Genomic DNA, 21,426 nt, shown 5'->3' with positions numbered 1-21,426 from the left:
GAGTATGTTAAATTGACATCATTGAATGCTAGCCAGAGCAAAACGTCCTGGTTTTTGACTTCGCGGAGCATGGTAGCGGAAAACCCGCGCCCTGACGACGCTTTGGAGGGGAATTGATTACACAACCACCCAAAGTTTTGTTGCTGTATGCCCATCCCGAATCACAGGATTCGGTTGCCAACCGTATTTTGCTGCAAGCGGCATCGCCCCTTGCGCATGTCACCGTACATGATCTTTACGCGGAATATCCGGATTTTTTTATCGATATTCACCATGAACAGCAATTGTTGCGTGAGCATCAGGTGATTGTGTTTCAACATCCCCTTTATACCTATAGCTGTCCGGCGCTGTTAAAGGAGTGGCTCGACCGGGTATTGACGCGGGGTTTTGCCAGCGGCATCGGCGGCAACGCCCTGACCGGAAAGTACTGGCGCTCGGTTATTACCACCGGCGAGCCCGAAACCGCTTATCAGCATCTGGGCTATAACCGCGCCACCATGGAGGAAGTTCTGCGCCCCTTTGAACTGGCCGCGACGCTTTGTCGCATGCAGTGGGTACCGCCGCTGGTGGTTTACTGGGCCAGGCGACAAACGCCTGACGCCCTGATGCGTCATGCCGATGCTTATGCGCGCTGGCTTAATGAGCCACTGCAGGAAAGAGGGCAGCGTCTTGGATAGCAGTCCGTCATTTTTAACCGCCGTCGTCTTGTTCCTGTTTGCCGCCGTTGTGGCGGTGCCCATTGCCCAGCGCCTGGGTATCGGCGCGGTGATAGGCTACCTGGCGGCGGGTATCGCCATCGGGCCATGGGGGCTGGGTTTTATCCGCGACGTAGATGAAATCCTGCACTTTTCTGAACTGGGGGTGGTGTTCCTGATGTTTATCATCGGGCTGGAACTGAACCCCAGCAAACTATGGCAGCTGCGTCGGTCGATTTTCGGCGTCGGTACGGCGCAGCTGGTCATTACCGCATGTCTGCTGGGCGCGGTCCTGCTGCTGACCCATGCCTCATGGCAATCGGCTCTCATCGGCGGCATCGGTCTGGCCATGTCCTCCACCGCCATCGCGCTGCAGTTGATGCGCGACAAAGGCATGAACCGCAATGAAGGCGGCCAGCTGGGCTTTTCGGTGTTGCTGTTCCAGGATATGGCGGTGATACCGGCGCTGGCGGTGATTCCGTTCCTCAGCGGCGGCAGCGGCGTACCCAGCGATTGGATGAAGATCGGCATGAAGGTGGCGGCGTTTTTCATCATGCTGGTGGGGGGCCGTTATTTATTGCGGCCGCTGTTTCGTTATATCGCCGCCGCCAACGTGCGTGAAGTCTTTACCGCCGCCGCGTTGCTGCTGGTGCTGGGGGCGGCGTTATTTATGGATTTGCTCGGGGCTTCCATGGCCCTCGGCACCTTTATAGCCGGGGTGCTGTTGGCTGAGAGCGAATACCGCCACGAGCTGGAAATCGCCATTGAGCCGTTCAAGGGACTGCTGCTGGGGCTGTTTTTTATCTCGGTGGGCATGGCGCTCAATCTGGGGGTCCTGTATGTCCATTTGCTGCAGGTCTTGGCCGGCCTGGCGATATTGGTGCTGGTGAAGGGAGTGGTGCTGTATATTCTGGCGCGCATTTTCGGTTTGCGGCGCTCGGTCCGGCTCCAATTCGCCGGGGTATTAAGCCAGGGCGGCGAATTTGCCTTTGTCCTGTTCTCGGCGGCGGGGGCGCAGAAAATCCTGTCACAGGATTTATTGGCGCTGCTGTTGGTGACCGTGACGCTGTCGATGATCACCACGCCGCTTTTGATGAAGTTTATCGACGGTATTCTGACCCGCCGCTACAACGCCCAAGAAGAGCATGATGAAAAGCCGTTCGTGAACGACGACGATCCGCAGGTGATCATTGTCGGTTTCGGTCGCTTCGGCCAGGTGGTGGGACGGTTATTAATGGCGAATAAGATGCGCATCACGGTACTTGAGCGAGATATCAGTGTGGTGAGCCTAATGCGTAGCTATGGTTATAAGGTGTATTACGGCGACGCCACGGAACTTGAACTGCTGCGCGCCGCCGGCGCGGAAAAGGCGCAGGCGATAGTGGTGACCGCCAATACGCCGGAGGCGAACATGGCGGTGGTGCACCTGTGCCAGCAGCATTTTCCCCATTTGAAAATCCTGGCGCGCGCCCGCGGTCGTGTGGAAGCCCATGAATTATTGCAGGCCGGCGTAGACCATTTTTCCAGGGAGACGTTTGCCAGCGCCCTGGATTTGGGGCGCAAGGCCTTGTTGGAATTGGGTATGCACCCCCATCAGGCCCATCGCGCGCAGCAGCATTTTCGCCGACTGGATGTACGGATGTTGCGGGAACTGATGCCGCAGATACAGGGGGATTTGGCGGAAATATCCCGCGTTAAGGAGTCCCGGCGCGAGCTGGAGGATATTTTCCAGCGGGAAATGATGAAGGAACGATGGCAGTTAAACGGTTGGGAAGAGGACGATCAGCAGGGAGATAAACCTTATGACGGTTAAGCGCAAACGCTTTATTGCCGGTGCGGTATGCCCTCAATGTCAAAGCAAGGATACTCTGGCCCTGTGGCGTGATAGCGACGTAGACAGCGTGATCTGTGTGAAATGTGGTTTCACTCAGAGGCAAACCGACGGAACAAACGCGGAGAAAAGGCCGGTCCCGGAGCACATTATCGGTATTTTTGATCCGGAGTAGCCTTCCTGGCCAGGTTTTTTTAAGCTGGAGGATACATAGGTGTTTTTTTTCGATAGAATCTGCGCCAATTTAGTATCCAACGGTAGGAGATATCATGAAAGTTGCAAAAGATCTGGTGGTCAGTCTGGCCTATCAGGTACGTACAGAAGATGGCGTTTTGGTCGATGAGTCTCCGGTGAGTGCGCCGCTGGACTATCTGCATGGTTATGGTTCACTGATTTCCGGCCTGGAAAAAGCCCTGGACGGACATGACGTCGGGGACCATTTTGACGTGCATATCACCGCCAATGACGCTTACGGCCATTACGACGAAAATCTGGTTCAGCGCGTCCCTAAAGATGTTTTTATGGGCGTCGAAGAGCTTGAAGTGGGTATGCGTTTTCTGGCTGAGACCGATCAAGGTCCGGTTCCGGTGGAAATCACCGAAGTCGACGGCGATCATGTGGTGGTGGACGGCAATCATATGCTGGCCGGACAGGACCTCAATTTCAACGTGGAAGTGCTGGCCATTCGTGAAGCCACTGCCGAAGAACTTGAGCATGGGCATGTCCATGGCGAGCACGATCATGAGCATGAACATGGCGATGAGTGCTGCGGCGGGCATGGTCACGACCACGAAGGCGGCGGTAGCTGCGACGGTAACGGCGGCTGCGGCTGTCATTAAGGATTTAAGGGCCGGCTGTCGCCGGCCGGAAAAACCACGTCCGCTTTGACCCCATCAGCGCGGTTTCCCTTTAACACGTTTGGTTCCGCATTGGTGATAGCGGGCTTACTGTGCTGTGGGGCGCTCGGTCGGGCAGAAAACCCATGCCCGATTCGACCCCATCAGCGCGGTTTCCCTTTAACACGTTTGGTTCCGCATTGGTGATAGCGGGCTTACCGTGCTGTGGGGCGCTCGGTCGGGCAGAAAACCCATGCCCGATTCGACCCCATCAGCGCGGTTTCCCTTTAACACGTTTGCTTCTGCATCGGTGTCGGCGGGCCTTTTTCGAGTGAATTCCCGGTCTTCAATAGTGCGGCGGGGGCGTTTCTTCGGACGGCGAGGCGATCATTGAGGTTTGCTGCGTGCGCAGCTTTTCGGACAGTAAGCGCAATTGTTCCTGTAGCCGGCTGATATCCCGCTGGTGGGCCACCACGGTTTGGTTGAGTTCTTCTATGGTAACTTCCTGAAAGGCCAATCGGCCTTCAAGCAAATCCAAACGCTGTTCGAATTGCGATAATTCCATCGTGTTCTCCTCCCGATAGGTAAAAAAAAATTAGGGGGGCGTTCTCCCTGCAGGCGTCTTGCCACGTTGATGTGGATCTGGATCCGATGTCCATTGTAACGATAAAACGCCGCTATTACCCGTCCTAAGCCTGCCGTTTTAGCCCCTTGACAAAAGATCTGCATTGAGGCCTGCCGCGGGAGGCGATGAACCGGCGAGTCAGGTAAAGGGGGGGCTTGGCACCGGCGCGGGGAATACGAGGGGTTAGCACTAATAAAAGTAGCGCTATCGCCCTGGCTTCCCTACAATGGAAAACAGTGTCTATATTGACAGCAAGGATTTAGGAAGGCAGGTGAAAAAAGAAAACGCCAATTCAACCATTATTGATATAGCGCGGCGCGCCAATGTCACCAATATTACTGTTTCACGCGTCTTTAATCAGCCTCATTTAGTTAAATCCGAGACGCGGGAAAAAATACTTTCCATCGCCAAAGAGCTTAATTATGTACCCAATGCCTTTGCTCAAGGATTGAAAAAAAACAGCAGCCGTATTATCGGCGTGGTGACCAGCAGTACTTATAATCCCTTTTATTCGCACTTAATTCAGACCGTATCCCGCATCGCCAGGAATAAAGGCTATCAGATAATGTTATTTGATACCGATGACAGCGAAGCGGCGGAAGAGTTGGCCATTCAAACCCTGTTTAGTTACCAGGCTTGCGGAATATTGCTTTCCGCTGTGCGTGATGACAAGGCTTATTCTCCGGCCTATCTGGACCTGGCGGATGTATACCAAATTCCCCTGGTGCTTATCGACCGCGATATGTATGGTAAAAAATTGAGCGGCGTATTTCTGAATAATATCGAGATCGGCGTGCGTGCCGGCCGCTTTCTGGCGGAGCAGCCGGAGCAGCGCCTGCTGATCGTCGGTGGTCCCGAGGATTCGGAGATTACCAAAGATCGTACCGCCGGTATCATGGGTGCGTTGATCGGTAATAATAAACAGGTTGAAATCATCTATGGGGATTATAAATTTGATTCCCAGGAACAGGCCCTGAGAAATTTGCTATCGGATAAAGAACGCTGGCCGCAATATATTGTCGGCCTGAATGGAATAATTACCCTTGGCGCCATGTCGATTTGTAACCAGCTTAACATCTTTAATCAGATAAAATTCTTTTCCATAGATACCCCCCCCTATTGTGAATCCTATGGACAGCGGATTCCCGGTATATATCACGACACGGTATTACTGGGTGAAAAAGCGGCGGAGATATTATTCAGACTGATAGAAAAGCCAAAAAATATGCAGACGCCGCTACGGGAGTATGTACCCGGAGAGCTAACGGTTTAAATCAAATAAATATATATACCGAGTAATTCGAATTGCAGGCAACGGCTCCGAAGGGGCGAGGCCGAAGGAGGGGCCGAGTATTGCCAACCCACCTGCAACTTGAAGTATGACGAGTATAGTTTTTGCTTAATTCATTAATAGAACACACTCTTTTTCCCATCGGCGTGAGCACGCCGTAGCAAAGATCCTGATTGGCCGTAATCGGCATTTTCCAGCGTTTAGGCTAAAAGCGCCGCGTTAACATACCCATCCCCCCAATCGCATCTGCTGCTCAAGCCAGGTTTTGGCGTAACGCACCCGGTCGATGTCATCCGCTTTGCCCCGCGCCCACATCTCCAGCAGATAGGGGCCGCGATAGTCCAGTTCCCGGAGGGTCTCGAAGGCGTTCACAAAGTCCACACAGCCGTCGCCAAACGGCACATCGCGGAATTTTCCCGGTGAATCCGGCGTCACCGGCGAGGTATCTTTGAGATGGATAGCGGTGATTTTATGAATGCCTTTGGTCAATTCCCCCGCCACGTTATTGCCCCATGCGCTGAGATTGCCGAGATCGGGATAAACGGTAAACCAGGGGTTTTGGATAAGCGCCTCGAACTCAAGCCATTTGCTGATGCTGTTGATAAAGGTGGTGTCCATAATCTCGATGGACAGCATCACCTGTGCCTTGGCCGCCTGCTCCACCGACCAGTGTATTCCTTCGATAAAGCGCGCCCTGGTATGGCGATCGGAGGGTTCATAATAGACATCGTAGCCCGCCAGCTGAATATTACGGATGCCGAGATCCACCGCCAGCGCCAGCGCCTTTTCCATTAGCTGATAGGCCCGCTGGCGAATAATGCCGTCCCGGCTGCCGAACGGAAAACGTCGATGGGCCGACAGGCACATGCTGGGCACCGCCACGCCGCTGTCCAATTTGGCCTGGGTAAACGCCAGGCGTTCCCGCCGATCCCAATCCAGGCGCCGCTGCCGTTCCGGCTGCTCATCAATGGAGATCTCCAGGAAATCAAATCCCAGGTCGCGAGCGGTATCCAGACGCTGCGGCCAGTCCAGCTGCGGCGGCAGGGCTTTTTCATAAATACCCAGGCAAATCCTTTTATCCGTCGTTACGGTGTCATCATTGGGCATAGCTCACCTCGCTTAATGCCTTGGCGGTGTTGAGATAGCGGGCCATTTGCCGGCGCAGCTGAAGATGGGCCTCCTTTTGCGGCATATAGGTGCGGACATAGGGCTGGGTTGCGGCGATAGCCGCGGCGAAATCGGCATAATATCCCCGGCCGACGGCGGCGCATAATGCCGCGGCGCGACAGCCGCTTTGCTTGATATCAATGACATCCAGCGGCAGGTTGCCGGCATCGGCGAACATTTGCATCCATACCGGCGAATGGGTCGGTCCGCCGGTGATACGGATGCGCTTCACCTGTGGATTAAGCTGCAGGATACGGTCCTGGTGCAGCAAATGGGAAAACACAATCCCTTCGTAAAGGGCGTAAATAATATCCGCTTTCTCATGGTGCGACCGCATGCCCACCAATCCCCCCGCCAGATTGAGGCTGTAATTGGAGCCAAACAGGTAGGGCAGGAACACGATTTCCGTATCATGCCCGCTGCGCTCAGCCACCCACTGATCGAACTGCTGGTAGGGGGTGTCTTGGTCACCGCAGAAATTTCGCATAAACCAGGCCAGATTGGCCGCTGACGTCGGGCTGCCCTCATGCACGAAATATTTCCCCGGGACGCAGTAACTGCCCCAGACATAGGGATACTCCGCCGGGATAATGCTATCGGTGACACAGGTGGCGATGGACCAGGTGCCGGCCACGGCGCTCAGGATCCGGTCGTCGCATACGCCGGAACACACCGCCGATGCCACCACATCGAATAATCCGCCGTAGACCGGCGTACCGGCCGCCAGCCCGCAGGCGAGCGCCGCGGACTCGGTGACTGTGCCGGCCTGTTCCGTGGAACCCACCACCGGGGCGGTTTTATGACGCACCTCGCTGATGCCGAAAGCCTCCATCAACTGCGGGTCATAGTCCCGGGTATGCTGGTTATAGAGATTGCTGCCGGAAATATTGGTCACTTCGGCGGCGATGACGCCGGTCAGGCGGTAGCGGACGTAGTCGTGCACCATCAGCACCGCCGAAATGCGAGCGTAGTTCTCCGGTTCGTTGATTTTCAGCCAGCGCAGCAGAGTGGCCGGATGTGCGGTCCACAGCTGTTGCAGCCCGCGGGGGTAGGTGAGGCTGTCGACGCCCTGTTCCTGCCACTGCTGCACCAGCGACAGTGCCCGGGTATCGGATGAGATGATGCCGTTGCGCACCGGGCTGCCCTCATGGTCGATGGCGTAAAGTCCTTTACCGTGGGAGGAGAAGCTGACGCCGAGAATATCGGTGGGATTTACCCGGCTGTCATATACCACCTCGCGGATGACGTCGCACACCGTCTGCCAGAGTTCCTCCATATCCCGCTCGGTAAAACCCGGTTGCGGCGATAATACCTCGGCATAGCGTTCGGCCACGCTCACCTCATGCCCATCGGCGCTATATAAACCGGCTTTGGTGACCGTACCGCCGATATCAATGCCTAGAAAACAGGCCATATGGCCTCCTTGATAAAAGAATCATTTACGTTTCTCGGCGCTGATATAAATCGCCGCCAGAATGATGCCGCCCTTGATGACGTTTTGCACATAAGGGGAAACACCCATCAAATTCAGTCCGTTGTTGAGGATGCCCAGCATCATGGCTCCCACCAGCGTACCTATGATGGCCCCTTTGCCGCCGGTAATGGCCGTGCCCCCCAGCACCACCGCCGCGATGGCGTCCAGTTCAAACCCCTCCCCGGCGTTGGGTTGTCCGCTCATCAGCCGCGAGGTCAAAACCAGGCCCGCCAGGGCGGCGGTCAGGCCGCTGATGACATACACCAGCAGTTTGTAGCGTGAGATGCGGATACCGCTGAGGCGGGCCGCCTCTTCGTTACCGCCGATGGCGTAGACATACCGTCCGAACGACATATGATTGAGCATGGCGTAGGCAATAATGTAGATGCCGGCCATAATCAGAATCGGTACCTGGATACCCATCACCTCGCCACGGCCGAAAAAGGCGAAGGGGTCCGGCAAGCCGGAAACCGGATAACCACCGGTGTAAATCAAGGCAAGCCCCCGGGCAACGCTCATGGAGGCCAGGGTAACGATAATCGGCGGCATCCGGGCGTAAGCCACGCAGGCGCCGTTGATGGCGCCGAAAAGCGCGCCAATCAATAATCCGGCCAACAGCGCCAGGGGCATCGGTATGCCGGTTATCATCAGGCCGGCCGCCACCGTGCCCGACAGCGCCATGACCGACCCTACCGATAAATCAATCCCGCCGGTGAGAATGGCGCAGGTCATGCCCACGGCGATGATGGCGTTGATGGACACCTGTCGCGCCACGTTGGTAAGGTTATTGAAGGTTAGAAAACTGCCGCTCAGAAAAACCATCAGGACAAACAGCACGATAAATCCCAGTAACGGGAAAACCGCCGGATGGCGCATGCATTTGTCCCAATAGACGCGGCGTGATGATGGGGTCATCACATCGCGGGAAGAAGCGTTGCCGATACTGCTCATAATGAGCTCCCCGTTGCATGTAACATGATAGTGTTTGACTCGATCTGTCCGCCCGTCAGTTCCGCCACGATATGTCCGCCGCGAAAGACCAATACCCGGTCGCAAATGCCGATGATTTCAGGAAGTTCGGACGAGACCATGATGATCGAGATGCCTTTTTCAGTCAGCTGCTGCATCAGAAGATAGATTTCCGCTTTCGCCCCCACGTCGATTCCTCTGGTCGGCTCGTCAAAAATCAAGATATTGCAATCGTTGTTCAGCCAACGGGCTATCACTACCTTTTGCTGATTACCGCCGCTGAGGGTATTGACTTGGGTATCCCCGCTCGGGGTTTTCACCCCCACGGCTTTGATCAATCGCTGGACAATGCCGCGCTCTTTACGGGCATTGATAAAAATGCGGACCGCTTTTTCATGGCGGTTTAGGGTGATGTTTTGCGACACGGTAAAGGGCAGCACCAGCCCTTCGCTTTTGCGGCTTTCCGGCAGCAGCCCGATGCCGTGCTCCAGCGCCTGGGCCGGGGAGCGGAGCACCGTCGGTTCCCCCCGCAGCTTGATGTTTTTGCGATAGCAGGGCCGCGCGCCGATCATCGCGGACACCAGCTCTGTCCGCCCCGAGCCCACCAGGCCGGCAAAACCGAGGATCTCTCCTTGCAGCAGATGGAATTCATCGGTGACGCCGTTTTTTTTATGCTGGATAGCGGCCTCCAGCAAACGGGTGTGGGGGTCGATAAGATGGTTTTTAACCGGAAAGGCGTTTTCCACCTTGCGGCCCACCATCATGTTCACCAGTTGTTCAATGTCGGTGGAGCAGGTGGGGACGGTACTGATGTACTCACCGTCCCGTAGGACCGTTATCTGATCGCAAATCTGGAAAATTTCCTCCAGATGATGGGAAATAAACACCATGCCGACCCCGAGCAGTTTAAGGTCGCGCATCACGCTGAACAGATGTTCCGCCTCGTCTGGCGTGAGCGTCGCCGTGGGTTCATCCAATACCAGGATTTTCGCATCCAGGGATAATGCCTTGGCGATCTCGACAAATTGCTGCTGCGCCACGCTCAGCTGCTCCACCGGTCGTTCCAAATCCAGTTTCACCTCCAGGCGCTTGAAAATCTGGTTTACCTTGCGACGCATGGCCTTTCTGTCTAAAAATCCGCAGCAATTGTGTATTTCCCGATTGAGAAAAATATTTTCAACCGCATCCAGATAAGGAATTAACGAAAATTCCTGAAAAATAATACCGACACCGGCGTTAATGGCTTCCCGATAATTCCCGAATTTCCTGGATTTACCCTCAATAATAATGTCTCCCTCATCGGGATGATAAATACCACACAATACTTTTACCAAGGTGGATTTGCCTGCCCCGTTTTCACCGAGCAATGCATGAATTTCCCCATGCTCAACGGTCAAGTCAATACCGTTTAACGCGTTAACACCGGGGAATGACTTTTTTATCTGCTTGAGCTGCAATAAGGATGTCATAATAAATTCCTCGCCGGGCAAATGCGGCCGCTGTGGGTTGAGGGCGGCCGGAAATATATATACCCTTTATCTTTCAAGCCGCAGCTGTGTTAGCTGCAACTGAAATGTTTTGGGTATAGCCGTCGGTTACCAGCTAAAACCCTGAGCGTTGGATTTATCAATCAACTTGACATCAACGGGTATGGTCTTGGGCACGTTGGCGCCCCAATATTTTGCCAGCGCGATGCCAAGGCCGATCCTGACCTGGTCGCGGGGAAACTGCGCGGAGGTAGCAATAAAGGGGGAGTTGGGTTTCATGATTTCTTTGATCGCTTCCGGGTGACCGTCCACGCTCACCAGCTTGACTTTCGACCCGCTGGCTTGAATGGCGGCCAGGGCACCCAGCGCGCCCACATCGTTCACGCTGAATATTCCCGCCAGGTCCGGATTGGCTTGCAGCATATTTTCGGTTACCGTAAGGGCGGTATCCCGTTCCTGTTTACCATTCTGTTTGGTGACGATTTTAATATCGGGGAAGGCTTTCATCGCGGCTTCAAAACCCCGCACCCGTTCCAGAATAGGTACCACCGGAATACCGTCCAGAATGGCGACTTTCCCTTTACCGTTCAGGTTTTTGCCCAGATACTGCCCCGCAAGGAAGCCGGCATCATAGTTTTTGGAGCCGACAAAAGAGTCTATCGGGCCTTCCGCCTGAGCGTCAATGGCAACCACCACCGCCCCGGCATTATGCGCGGAAAGCACCGCCGACTGGACGCCCACCGAATCCGCCGGGTTAATCAGCAGGATATCGATTTTCTTTTGCAGCATATCTTCCACGTCGTTTATTTGTTTAGAAACATCATGACGGGCATCGGCAACATACACGGTGGCGCCAATATCTTTACCGGCTTGGTCTAATGCGGCTTTCATGGTGACAAAATAAGGATTATTCATTTCCTGAAAAGACATGCCGATGGTTATAGGCTTCGCCATCAGGTTCTGGCTAATAAACGGAGTGATTGCAATACAGCATACCGCAAATGTTCTTTTAATCGTAGACAACATATTATCTCTCCTGTAGGGTGTCGAGTTTTTTATTATCAATATTTGTTGGTCGATATTATTATTGCGTAGATGTATACGGGCCTGACATTGCTGGCAGACAAATCTTTGTTCACATTGATAGTAATAACGTTATCAATTGGTATTGATATGACAACGTGAACATAATGCTAACCAATATTGCCACAATGCATTGTGATTCAGTGCAAACATTTGAAGATGTCAACTATTTAACAGCGTTAAATAATGGTATTCTCAAATGAACATGCAGTCGCCCCCGGCTTAATTCGGGGAATCGGATATATACAATTCATTGGCCAATATTCTTAATTGATACATATTTTCTTTCACGTTGAGATAAACCTCCTGATACTGTTTAAACAGACGATTGTAATGAGCGTGGCGTAACGCATTGGGCTGCGTCCGTTCTTCTAGTGTGTTCCAGCTTTTGATAACATTGGCATTGTGAATCAACCCAACCCCCAATGCCGCCAACAACGCATCCCCCAGCGGCGCTTCCACCTCCTCTTTAAGGGTGAATACCGGATAGCCGGTCACATCGGCGATGATTTGCATCCACAGATCGGAACGTGCCGCGCCGCCCACCACAATTAGGCGAGGCTCCAAGCGTACGGCGCCTTTCTGTCCGCACTCCATATTATCCCGCAGGGCAAAAGCGATCCCCTCCAGCACGGCGCGATAGAGGTGTCCTTTGGTGTGTACCAGCGACATGCCCAAAAAGGTGCCCGAGGCGTAAGGATCCCACAACGGGCTGCGCTCCCCCATCAAATAAGGCAGGAATAAAACCCCTTCGCTGCCGGCTTTAACGTCCAGCGCCTGGCGCTCCAATAGCTGATGCGCGTCCACGCCGAGGGATAACGCCGCTGCCTGAACTTCGGACTGGCAGAACGTATCGCGAAACCAGCTGACCGCGGCACCGGCGGTACTGGCGCCGCCAAAGATATAGTTATCGCGCTGACTGTTAATGACATAAGGCATGGAGATTAAACGATTGGCGGCATCCACTTCGGGATTGATATAGCCCCAGCACATGCTGGTGCCCATCATGGCCACATGATCTCCCGGCGCCACCACCCCCGCCGCCAGCGTCGCCACGGCGGCGTCGACTCCGCCGGCCATTACCGGCGTTTCCGGCAGCAGGCCCAGTTCGGTCGCCAGCGACGGCAGCAGTCCGCCCACCATCGCGCTGCTGTCCACCAGCCGATCCGGCATGAAGCTACGGGGTATGCCCAGCATATCCAGCGCGGCATCGGACCAACAGCGGGCATTAATGTCATACACTCCGCCGATATTCCCTGCTGAACTGTGGTCCACAGCCACCTGGCCGGTCAGTAGATAATTGACGTAGCTATTGGGGGGTAAAAATTGATGAATCTCCCGCCATACGCTGGGGCAGTGCTGTTTGATCCAGAGCATTTTTGTATAACCGTAATAGCTGTCCAGGCTATTGCCGGTGAGACGAAATAATGTTTCGGTATCGACATTTTCATTCACCCAGGCCACTGCATCGGATGCCCGACGATCCATCCAGATTAAACAGGGATAGAGCGGACGCATCTCTTTATTCACCGGAACGCCGGAGCCGCCATACAGGCTGCTGACGCAAATTCCGCGGATATCCTCCGGCGCCGCGCCGGACTCCTGGACACTGGCGGCAATGGTTTGGCAAACGGCCTTGAACCACACATCCGGCCATTGCTCCGCCCACATGGGCTGCGGCGTTTCCACCTGATAACCGGCGGATGCATGGCCCACTATCTCGCCGTCAAGACGCAATACTATGGCTTTGGTGCTTTGCGTCCCGATATCGACCCCAATGACATAATCCATCACCGCCTCCCGCCATGCTAAGGGTTAATGACCACTTTGATCGAGTCGGCTGAATCCGCCAGCGCAAAAGCGGCATCGCACTCTTCAATGGGGTAGCTGTGGGTCACGATGCCTTCAGCGGTCACCAGGCCGCGTTCAAACAGGTCGATGGCGATTTCGTAACTGTAAGGGCCGAGATGAGCGCCGCGAATATCCAATTCCTTACGATCGCCGATCACCGACCAATCCACTGTGGTCTCTTTGCCGAACACGCTGAACTCCACGAAACGGCCTAATTTACGGATCATTTGCAATCCCTGGGTCACCCCGATGGGCGCGCCCGTGGCTTCGATATACACATCACAGCCATAGCCGTCAGTCATGCCTTTGACTATCGCGTCCACGTCCTGTGTTTTGGGATTGAGCACCACGTCGGCGCCCAAAGACCTGGCCAGTTCCAGCCGTTCATCTATGGCGTCGATTACCACCAACTTTTTCGGTGTTTTCAGCCGTGCCACCTGCACCATACACAGGCCCAGCGGACCGGCGCCGGCCAATACCACCACATCGTCCAGCTGAATATCGGCCCGTTCCACGGTATGGATGGCGCAGGCCATGGGCTCGATTAACGCGGCGTCTTTATGAGAGAGGCTTTCAGGGATTTTATGGATGATGGCGCGTTCGGAGAATCGCATGTATTCCGCCATGCCGCCCTCCGCCACCGTTTTCTGGAAACCGTAGATATCATGTTTCTCACACATCCAATACTTACCGGATTTGCAATAGCGGCATTCCCAGCATGGAACGATTTGCTCAGCAAGTATCCGGTCACCTGGTTTGATATGAAATTTTTCAGCGGCGCCGATGCCTAATTCCACCACACGGCCATAAAATTCATGACCCGGCACCACTGGCGTTTTTACCCAGGGATTGTCGCCCCAAAACATTTGCGCACCGCTTTTTGCCTTGCAATCCCCCGCGCAAATACCGCAGCCATCCACTTTTATCACCACCTCTTTGGGACCGGGTTTCGGGGTGGGAATATGTTCAAATCGGTAATCGTGTGGACCGTGGCATACAACTGCCTTCATAGATTCCGGTAATTGGCTCATTTTCATCTCCATGTTAGCTATTTTTGAAGAATATTATAAAATGTTGACGTTATCATTTTTAAACAAAAACCATCTTAAAAAATTGAATGCGGCATCTGTTGGTAAATAAAACGGCGAATACGGTAGTGTTCTGCTGGTGTGTTTTCGTTAATGACAACGTTAACATTTCGTGATGATAATAGTTTGAAATGAGAATAAAGTGAGTCATCTCACAAAATGTTAATGTTTAATATCAGTTTGATTTTTTTGTTATGGTTTTGTGATTGCGCGATGAAGTTTCAGTAAGGGAAAACGAAACTTCTGCAGGCAAAAAAAGTCTGAGAAAGACTCAATTAGTCGGGATAGAGATTGTGTTGTGTTTATGCTCACGGCTATAGTATCGGCTTAACTTGGTCATAAAACTTGGGAAGAGATAGCCCAGGCTATGGAGAAATGGATGAAATCACTGTTTAAAGTCACGCTGCTGGCCACCACAATGGCGTTTACCCTCAATACCGCTCAAGTGATGGCCGCGGATGCCGCCGCCACCTCTGCGCCCGCCGCCAACACTGATGCCGCCGCGACCTCCGCGCCCGCCGCCGCAGGCTCCGCGGCTCCGGCAACCGCTCCGGCTAATGCCGTTTCGGACAAATTCAAAAGCAGCGAAGAACAGGCAGCTTATGCACTGGGGGCGTCTTTAGGGCGTTACATGGATAACTCCCTCAAGGAGCAGGAAAAACTGGGCATCAAGCTGGATAAGGATCAATTGATCGCCGGGGTCCAGGATGCCTTCGCCAATAAGAGCAAGCTGACCGATGAAGAGATTGAAGCCACTCTCCAGGGATTTGAAGCCCGCGTAAAAGAAGCCGCACAGGCTAAAATGGAGCAGGAAGCAAAAGATAACGCTGAAAAGGGCGATAAATACCGCGCCGACTTCGCCAAACAAAAAGGCGTTAAGAAAACCCCGGGCGGAGTCCTGTATAAAGTCGAAAAAATCGGTACCGGTAAAGCCCCCACCAACACCGATACCGTGGTGGTGAACTATAAGGGCACGCTGGTTGACGGGACGGAATTCGATAATTCCTACAAACGCGGCGAACCGCTGTCGTTCCGTCTGGACGGTGTGATACCCGGCTGGACCGAAGGTCTGAAAGAAGTGCGCAAGGGCGGCAAGATTGAACTGGTGATTCCGCCGGAACAGGCATACGGAAAAACCGGCGTACCGGGTATCCCCGCTAATTCGACCTTAATCTTCGAAGTTGAATTGCTGGATATAAAACCGGCGGCCAAAACACCTGACGAGGGCAAACCGGCGGCGGATCAGCCGGCGGCAGGGGCTGAAACGGGTAAATAATCCTCCCGCTTCAGGCTGCTGACAAATGTACTCGGAGTGTTTGAGCCTGCCCCGAGCTACAGTTTGTCAACACGCTAAGGCGGCGTCCCTTATAAAAGTGACGCCGTTTTTTTGCATTATTCCAAGGGGATACGCAAGGCTGGTAAACAGGCAACTCGTTAGACGAAGTGAACCGCACACGTTTCCACCTGCTGAAAATGACGATAAAATCCTAAAAAAGGTATTGCCGGTCATGAAGTTGCAAAAAATCTGTCCAAACACAAGGACAGTGTTTTACGGTATTTGATAGACTAGCGGCCAGCAAATTTTTTATACAGCCGAGTCTGCCCCCGGATTGCGCGACAGGCTCTCTATAACGGGTGGTGTCTGCACATGTCTACTTCTCTTCCGATCCCAGATTTTACCGAGCTGGATGTTTTGGACGAACGGCCATTCAGTCAGGTAGATCACGAAATTCTCGCCTCCTACGAAGCCATAGTCGATGGGCTGGCCATGTTAATCGGCGAACATTGCGAAATTGTCCTGCATTCGCTGGAAGACCTCAAAAGTTCCGCCATACGTATTGCCAACGGCGAACATACCGGCCGCAAAATTGGTTCCCCCATCTCCGATTTAGCGCTGCGCATGCTCCACGATATGGCCGGCGAGGACAGCAGTGTGTCCAAAGCCTACTTTACCCGGGCCAAAAGCGGTGTCCTGATGAAATCGGTCACCATTGCCATTCGTAACCACGAACAGCGGGTTATTGGTTTGCTGTGCATCAATATGAATCTCGACGTGCCGTTTTCACAAGTCATGCAAACCTTCATCCCGCCGGAAACGCAGGAGAACGCCACTGCCGTTAATTTCGCCTCGTCGGTGGACGATTTGGTGGCGCAGGCGCTGGAATTTACCATTGAAGAGGTGAACGCCGACCGCGGCGTGTCTAACAACGCCAAGAATCGCCAGATTGTATTGAATCTTTATGAAAAGGGCATTTTCGATATTAAAGACGCCATCAATCAGGTCGCCGATCGGCTGAATATTTCCAAACATACGGTTTATCTTTATATCCGACAGTTTAAGAGCGGCGACTTCCTGGGCCTGGACCGGTGAGCCTGCGTTATTGCCTGATGGTGTCCGGTCCGGCATACGGCACCCAGCAAGCCGGCAGCGCGCTCCAGTTTGCCCGGGCGCTGCTGGCGGCGGGTCATCGGATTATCACGGTCTTTTTTTATCAGGAGGGCGTACACAATGCCAACGGCTATACGTCCCCCGCCGGTGATGAAGTGGATATGGTTCGCGCATGGCAGCGGTTCGGACAGCAACACGACGTGGCCCTGGAAGTGTGTGTCGCCGCCGCTCTGCGGCGCGGCATCGCCGATGAACGGGAAGCCGGCCAATTGGGCCTGTCCGGATACAATCTGCAGGCGGGATTTATCCTGAGCGGCCTGGGGTCGTTGGCACAGGCGGTTGCCCAATGCGATCGCTTTATTCAGTTTTAGGGCGCACCGATGAAACGCATCGCTTTTGTTTTCACCCACGGCCCCCATGGATGCGCCTCGGGGCGTGAAGGGCTTGATGCATTGCTGGCCGCCTCCGCCGTCTCCGATGGGATCGGCGTGTTTTTTATTGCCGACGGCGTGTTGCTGTTATTGCCGGGGCAATGTCCGGCGGACATCCTGGCCCGTGATTTTATCGCCACCTTCGGTGTGCTGCCGATTTATGATGTGGACCGTTTTTATCTCTGCGCCGAGTCGTTGGCCGAACGCGGACTGAACGCCCCCCAGCAGTGGGTGCTTGAAACCGAAATCCTGCCGGCTGCGGACTGGCGACAGCGTTTGTCCGAATTTGATATCGTGCTGACCTTTTAAGCCTCCGGGGCCCATTATGCTCTATACCCTAAGCCGCTCCCCCTACGCCTGCGATCTGGCCTCGCTGTTGCTCACTGCCCGGTCCGGGGACGATTTGCTATTGATGCAGGACGGGGTCATTGCCGGGTTGACGGGAACTTCGGTACTGAAAAAACTCATCGCCGCGCCGTTGGGACTCTATGCGCTGGATGTGGATGTGGCCGCCCGCGGATTGATTGCTCATTTTTCAGACAAAATTGCCGTTATCGGTTATAATGAATTTGTCGCGCTCACTGTAAAACAACCGCAACAAATGGCGTGGTAAGCAGGGTTTATACCCTATATATTTTGAGTTGCAGGAAGCTTAGACGACACATCTGCCCCTCGAAAGATAACGGGCAATACCCTAAAGATTTCGGGTTGCAGGAAGGCGGCAACTGAGTGAATCCCCGGGAGCTTACATCAGTAAGTGACGGGGTGAGCGATGGCGGCCAACGCACCTGCGGGTCGAAAGATAACGGGTATTTTGTATATTTCTTGACACCTTTACCCGTGAGCCATAAAATTCTGCGTCCTCGTACTCTGCCCTCCGGCAAAACGAGGTGATTTATTACGTGTTTACGAAGCAAAAACCAGGAGCTTTATTGAATGGCAACAATTAACCAGCTGGTACGCAAACCCCGCACCATGAAGGTTGCTAAAAGCAACGTTCCGGCGCTGGAAGCCTGCCCGCAGAAACGTGGCGTATGTACCCGCGTATATACCACCACCCCGAAAAAACCGAACTCCGCGCTGCGTAAAGTATGCCGTGTTCGTCTGACCAACGGTTTTGAAGTCACCTCCTATATCGGCGGTGAAGGTCATAACCTTCAGGAACACTCCGTGATCCTTATCCGTGGCGGCCGTGTTAAAGACCTCCCCGGTGTGCGTTACCACACCGTTCGCGGTGCGCTCGACTGCTCCGGTGTTAAAGACCGTAAGCAAGGCCGCTCCAAGTACGGCGTGAAGAAGCCAAAGGCTTAATGGTTCTCCGTTAAGTAAGGCCAAACATTTTATTTTAATGTCAAAGAACTCATTGAGTTTTGGACAATCCTGAATTAACAACGGAGTTATCTCATGCCACGTCGTCGCGTCATTGGTCAACGTAAAATCCTGCCGGATCCTAAGTTCGGATCCGAGCTGTTGGCAAAATTTGTCAATATCCTGATGGTAGACGGTAAAAAATCTACCGCTGAAGCAATTGTCTATACCGCGCTGGAGACCCTGGCTCAGCGTTCCGGTAAAGGCCATCTGGAAGCTTTCGAAGTAGCTCTGGACAACGTGCGTCCGACTGTCGAAGTCAAATCGCGCCGCGTCGGTGGTTCTACTTATCAGGTGCCAGTTGAAGTGCGTCCGGTCCGTCGTAATGCCCTGGCAATGCGTTGGATTGTAGAAGCTGCTCGTAAACGCGGTGATAAATCTATGGCTCTGCGCCTGGCGAACGAACTTTCCGATGCGGCAGAAAATAAAGGTACTGCCGTTAAGAAACGGGAAGACGTTCACCGTATGGCAGATGCCAATAAGGCGTTCGCCCACTACCGCTGGTAACCGCCTCGCAGTAGTTATGCTAACCAAGCGGGCGAGATAAAAAGTTCGCCCGCTTGGGCTAGCCCGAATGAACGCCCCAGTAATCGAGGATAGAAATGGCTCGTATAACACCTATTGCACACTACCGTAATATCGGTATCAGTGCACACATCGACGCCGGTAAAACCACCACCACGGAACGCATTCTGTTCTATACCGGTGTAAACCATAAAATCGGTGAAGTCCATGACGGCGCCGCCACTATGGACTGGATGGAACAGGAGCAAGAGCGCGGGATCACCATTACTTCCGCTGCGACCACCTGTTTCTGGTCCGGTATGGCCAAGCAGTTTGATGCCCACCGCATCAACATCATCGACACCCCGGGGCACGTTGACTTCACTATCGAAGTTGAACGTTCCATGCGTGTTCTTGATGGCGCGGTGATGGTCTACTGTGCGGTAGGCGGTGTGCAACCCCAGTCTGAAACCGTATGGCGCCAGGCGAACAAATATAAAGTTCCGCGCATTGCGTTCGTTAATAAAATGGACCGTATGGGCGCGAACTATCTGCGTGTCGTTGAACAGTTGAAAACCCGTCTGGCCGCCAATCCGGTGCCGATTCAACTGGCCATCGGCGCGGAAGAAAAATTCACCGGCGTTGTCGACCTGGTGAAAATGAAAGCCATCAACTGGAGCGAAGCCGACCAGGGCATCACCTTCAATTATGAAGAAATCCCGGCTGATATGGTTGACCTGGCCCATACCTGGCACCAGCACCTGGTTGAATCCGCGGCGGAAGCCAACGACGAGCTGATGGACAAATACCTGGGCGGCGATGAGCTGACTGAAGAAGAAATCAAGCTCGGCCTGCGCCAGCGTGTGCTGAACAACGAAATCATCCTAGTGACCTGCGGTTCTGCATTCAAGAACAAAGGCGTACAGGCGATGCTGGATGCGGTTATTGAATATCTGCCCGCGCCTACCGATGTTCAGGCCATCAATGGCGTGCTGGAAGACGGCGAGACTCATGCGGAACGCCATTCCAGCGATTCAGAGCCGTTCTCGGCGCTGGCGTTTAAAATCGCCACCGACCCGTTTGTGGGTAACCTGACTTTCTTCCGCGTTTATTCCGGGGTGGTTAATTCCGGCGATACCGTGCTGAACTCCGTTAAAGACAAACGCGAGCGTTTCGGCCGTATCGTGCAGATGCACGCCAACAAACGTGAAGAAATCAAAGAAGTTCGCGCGGGCGATATCGCCGCGGCAATCGGTTTGAAAGACGTCACCACCGGCGATACACTGTGCGATCAAAGCGCACCGATTATCCTGGAGCGTATGGAGTTTCCGGAACCGGTTATCTCCGTTGCCGTTGAACCGAAAACCAAAGCCGACCAGGAAAAAATGGGTCTGGCATTGGGGCGTCTGGCGCAGGAAGACCCGTCTTTCCGTGTCTGGACCGATGAAGAATCCGGTCAGACCATCATCGCCGGGATGGGCGAGTTGCATCTTGAAATCCTTGTTGACCGTATGCGTCGGGAATTCAATGTTGAAGCTAACGTCGGCAAACCGCAGGTGGCTTATCGTGAAACGATCCGCAATACTGTAGAACAAGAAGGCAAGTTTGTTCGTCAGTCCGGCGGTCGCGGCCAGTTCGGTCATATCTGGCTGCGTATCGAACCGATGGAGCCCGGTGGTAAAGGCTACGAATTCCTTAATGAAATCGTTGGCGGCGTTGTTCCAAAAGAATACGTCCCCGCGGTGGATAAAGGCGTGCAGGAGCAGCTGAAGAACGGCGTTTTGGCCGGTTATCCGATTGTGGATGTCCGTGTCGCGGCTTTCGATGGTTCTTACCACGAAGTCGACTCCTCGGAAATGGCGTTTAAGATTGCCGGCTCCATGGCGTTTAAAGAAGGCTTCATGAAAGCCAAACCGGTTCTGCTGGAACCTATCATGAAAGTCGAAGTTGAAACGCCTGAAGACTATATGGGTGACGTGATCGGTGACCTGAACCGTCGTCGCGGTATGATCGACGGCATGGAAGATACTGCGACCGGCAAAACGGTTCGTGCGCAGGTCCCCTTGTCTGAAATGTTTGGTTATGCTACAGATCTGCGTTCACAGACTCAGGGCCGTGCTTCTTACTCCATGGAGTTCCTGAAGTACAATGAGGCACCGAACAACGTTGCTCAGGCCATTATCGAAGCCCGTAAAGCTAAATAAGTTTTAGGGTTTAAAATTATTATCCCGTGCTCTCGCCTCGGGTGAGAGCATAAGAGTAAGGAATATAGCCGTGTCTAAAGAAAAGTTTCAACGTACAAAACCGCACGTTAACGTCGGCACCATCGGTCACGTC

22 protein-coding genes are annotated in these 21,426 nt (G+C 53.7%); 14 read left to right on the top strand and 8 right to left on the bottom strand.

The window, feature by feature from the left end:
- Window positions 1-116 precede the first annotated feature (116 nt).
- The 4 genes from kefG to slyD all read left to right on the top strand — a co-directional run bounded on the left by kefG (window position 117) and on the right by slyD (window position 3,365).
- Window positions 117-677 carry a glutathione-regulated potassium-efflux system ancillary protein KefG gene (gene kefG / locus HB631_RS21615; protein ID WP_213993309.1) on the top strand — a complete coding sequence of 187 codons (561 nt, stop codon included), beginning with the start codon at window positions 117-119 and terminating at the stop codon, window positions 675-677.
- Entirely contained in the window at window positions 640-2,508 is a 1,869-nt protein-coding gene (gene kefB / locus HB631_RS21610) for a glutathione-regulated potassium-efflux system protein KefB (protein WP_213993243.1), read from the top strand. Before kefG ends, kefB begins: the two co-directional genes overlap by 38 nt.
- On the top strand, window positions 2,498-2,701 hold the full coding sequence (locus HB631_RS21605; RefSeq protein WP_213993242.1) for a YheV family putative zinc ribbon protein: 204 nt from the start codon (window positions 2,498-2,500) through the stop codon (window positions 2,699-2,701). Before kefB ends, HB631_RS21605 begins: the two co-directional genes overlap by 11 nt.
- 94 nt (window positions 2,702-2,795) lie before the next feature.
- Window positions 2,796-3,365, top strand: a complete 570-nt coding sequence (gene slyD / locus HB631_RS21600) for a peptidylprolyl isomerase (protein ID WP_213993241.1) — start codon at window positions 2,796-2,798, stop codon at window positions 3,363-3,365.
- A gap of 343 nt (window positions 3,366-3,708) precedes the next feature.
- Here slyD and HB631_RS21595 read toward each other — a convergent pair whose 3' ends face one another.
- A complete protein-coding gene (locus HB631_RS21595) occupies window positions 3,709-3,927 on the bottom strand; it encodes a protein SlyX (protein ID WP_213993240.1) in 219 nt (72 codons plus the stop codon).
- 331 nt (window positions 3,928-4,258) lie between these two features.
- Between HB631_RS21595 and HB631_RS21590 the strand changes: the two genes are divergently transcribed.
- A complete protein-coding gene (locus HB631_RS21590; RefSeq protein WP_213993239.1) occupies window positions 4,259-5,260 on the top strand; it encodes a LacI family DNA-binding transcriptional regulator in 1,002 nt (333 codons plus the stop codon).
- A 237-nt stretch (window positions 5,261-5,497) separates the two neighbouring features.
- On the opposite strand, the gene HB631_RS21585 is transcribed toward HB631_RS21590, so the two are convergent.
- From HB631_RS21585 to HB631_RS21555, 7 genes are all read right to left on the bottom strand, one after another.
- Window positions 5,498-6,385 carry an L-ribulose-5-phosphate 3-epimerase gene (locus tag HB631_RS21585; protein ID WP_213993238.1) on the bottom strand — a complete coding sequence of 296 codons (888 nt, stop codon included), beginning with the start codon at window positions 6,383-6,385 and terminating at the stop codon, window positions 5,498-5,500.
- Entirely contained in the window at window positions 6,375-7,859 is a 1,485-nt protein-coding gene (locus tag HB631_RS21580; RefSeq protein ID WP_213993237.1) for an FGGY-family carbohydrate kinase, read from the bottom strand. Before HB631_RS21580 ends, HB631_RS21585 begins: the two co-directional genes overlap by 11 nt.
- Window positions 7,860-7,880: 21 nt before the next feature.
- A complete protein-coding gene (locus HB631_RS21575; RefSeq protein ID WP_213993308.1) occupies window positions 7,881-8,873 on the bottom strand; it encodes an ABC transporter permease in 993 nt (330 codons plus the stop codon).
- Window positions 8,867-10,357 carry a sugar ABC transporter ATP-binding protein gene (locus tag HB631_RS21570; protein WP_213993236.1) on the bottom strand — a complete coding sequence of 497 codons (1,491 nt, stop codon included), beginning with the start codon at window positions 10,355-10,357 and terminating at the stop codon, window positions 8,867-8,869. The genes HB631_RS21575 and HB631_RS21570 overlap by 7 nt, the downstream gene beginning before the upstream one ends.
- A 126-nt stretch (window positions 10,358-10,483) precedes the next feature.
- Window positions 10,484-11,401: an ABC transporter substrate-binding protein gene (locus tag HB631_RS21565; RefSeq protein ID WP_213993235.1), complete on the bottom strand. Its 918-nt coding sequence runs from the start codon at window positions 11,399-11,401 to the stop codon at window positions 10,484-10,486.
- Window positions 11,402-11,680: 279 nt separating this feature from the next.
- Window positions 11,681-13,249 carry an FGGY-family carbohydrate kinase gene (locus HB631_RS21560; RefSeq protein WP_213993234.1) on the bottom strand — a complete coding sequence of 523 codons (1,569 nt, stop codon included), beginning with the start codon at window positions 13,247-13,249 and terminating at the stop codon, window positions 11,681-11,683.
- A gap of 17 nt (window positions 13,250-13,266) precedes the next feature.
- Window positions 13,267-14,340 carry an alcohol dehydrogenase catalytic domain-containing protein gene (locus HB631_RS21555; RefSeq protein ID WP_213993233.1) on the bottom strand — a complete coding sequence of 358 codons (1,074 nt, stop codon included), beginning with the start codon at window positions 14,338-14,340 and terminating at the stop codon, window positions 13,267-13,269.
- Between the two features lie 436 nt (window positions 14,341-14,776).
- On the opposite strand from HB631_RS21555, the gene fkpA reads away from it, so the two are divergent.
- The 9 genes from fkpA to HB631_RS27320 all read left to right on the top strand — a co-directional run.
- Window positions 14,777-15,673: an FKBP-type peptidyl-prolyl cis-trans isomerase gene (fkpA, locus tag HB631_RS21550; protein WP_213993232.1), complete on the top strand. Its 897-nt coding sequence runs from the start codon at window positions 14,777-14,779 to the stop codon at window positions 15,671-15,673.
- A 372-nt stretch (window positions 15,674-16,045) separates the two neighbouring features.
- On the top strand, window positions 16,046-16,768 hold the full coding sequence (locus HB631_RS21545) for a transcriptional regulator (protein WP_213993231.1): 723 nt from the start codon (window positions 16,046-16,048) through the stop codon (window positions 16,766-16,768).
- A gap of 2 nt (window positions 16,769-16,770) precedes the next feature.
- Window positions 16,771-17,157 carry a sulfurtransferase complex subunit TusD gene (gene tusD / locus HB631_RS21540; RefSeq protein ID WP_255557197.1) on the top strand — a complete coding sequence of 129 codons (387 nt, stop codon included), beginning with the start codon at window positions 16,771-16,773 and terminating at the stop codon, window positions 17,155-17,157.
- A 9-nt stretch (window positions 17,158-17,166) separates the two neighbouring features.
- Window positions 17,167-17,526 (top strand): sulfurtransferase complex subunit TusC, encoded by a 360-nt coding sequence (gene tusC / locus HB631_RS21535; protein WP_213993230.1) that lies wholly within the window; start codon window positions 17,167-17,169, stop codon window positions 17,524-17,526.
- Between the two features lie 16 nt (window positions 17,527-17,542).
- Window positions 17,543-17,830, top strand: a complete 288-nt coding sequence (gene tusB / locus HB631_RS21530) for a sulfurtransferase complex subunit TusB (protein WP_213993229.1) — start codon at window positions 17,543-17,545, stop codon at window positions 17,828-17,830.
- Window positions 17,831-18,153: 323 nt separating this feature from the next.
- A complete protein-coding gene (rpsL, locus tag HB631_RS21525) occupies window positions 18,154-18,528 on the top strand; it encodes a 30S ribosomal protein S12 (RefSeq protein ID WP_132923669.1) in 375 nt (124 codons plus the stop codon).
- Window positions 18,529-18,621: 93 nt separating this feature from the next.
- Complete coding sequence (gene rpsG / locus HB631_RS21520) at window positions 18,622-19,092, top strand: 30S ribosomal protein S7 (protein WP_011412093.1); 471 nt, start codon at window positions 18,622-18,624, stop codon at window positions 19,090-19,092.
- Window positions 19,093-19,187: 95 nt separating this feature from the next.
- The gene (gene fusA, locus HB631_RS21515; protein WP_213993228.1) at window positions 19,188-21,293 is read left to right on the top strand and encodes an elongation factor G; all 2,106 of its coding nucleotides are present in this window, start codon (window positions 19,188-19,190) and stop codon (window positions 21,291-21,293) included.
- Between the two features lie 70 nt (window positions 21,294-21,363).
- On the top strand, window positions 21,364-21,426 hold a 63-nt coding region (locus tag HB631_RS27320; RefSeq protein ID WP_255557335.1), incomplete at its 3' end, for a hypothetical protein.

The organism is Sodalis sp. dw_96 (assembly GCF_018449575.1).
GTDB lineage: Bacteria > Pseudomonadota > Gammaproteobacteria > Enterobacterales > Enterobacteriaceae > Acerihabitans.
The sequence above is the reverse complement of the archived record's forward strand: the minus strand, read 5'-3'. Positions and strand labels throughout refer to the sequence as shown.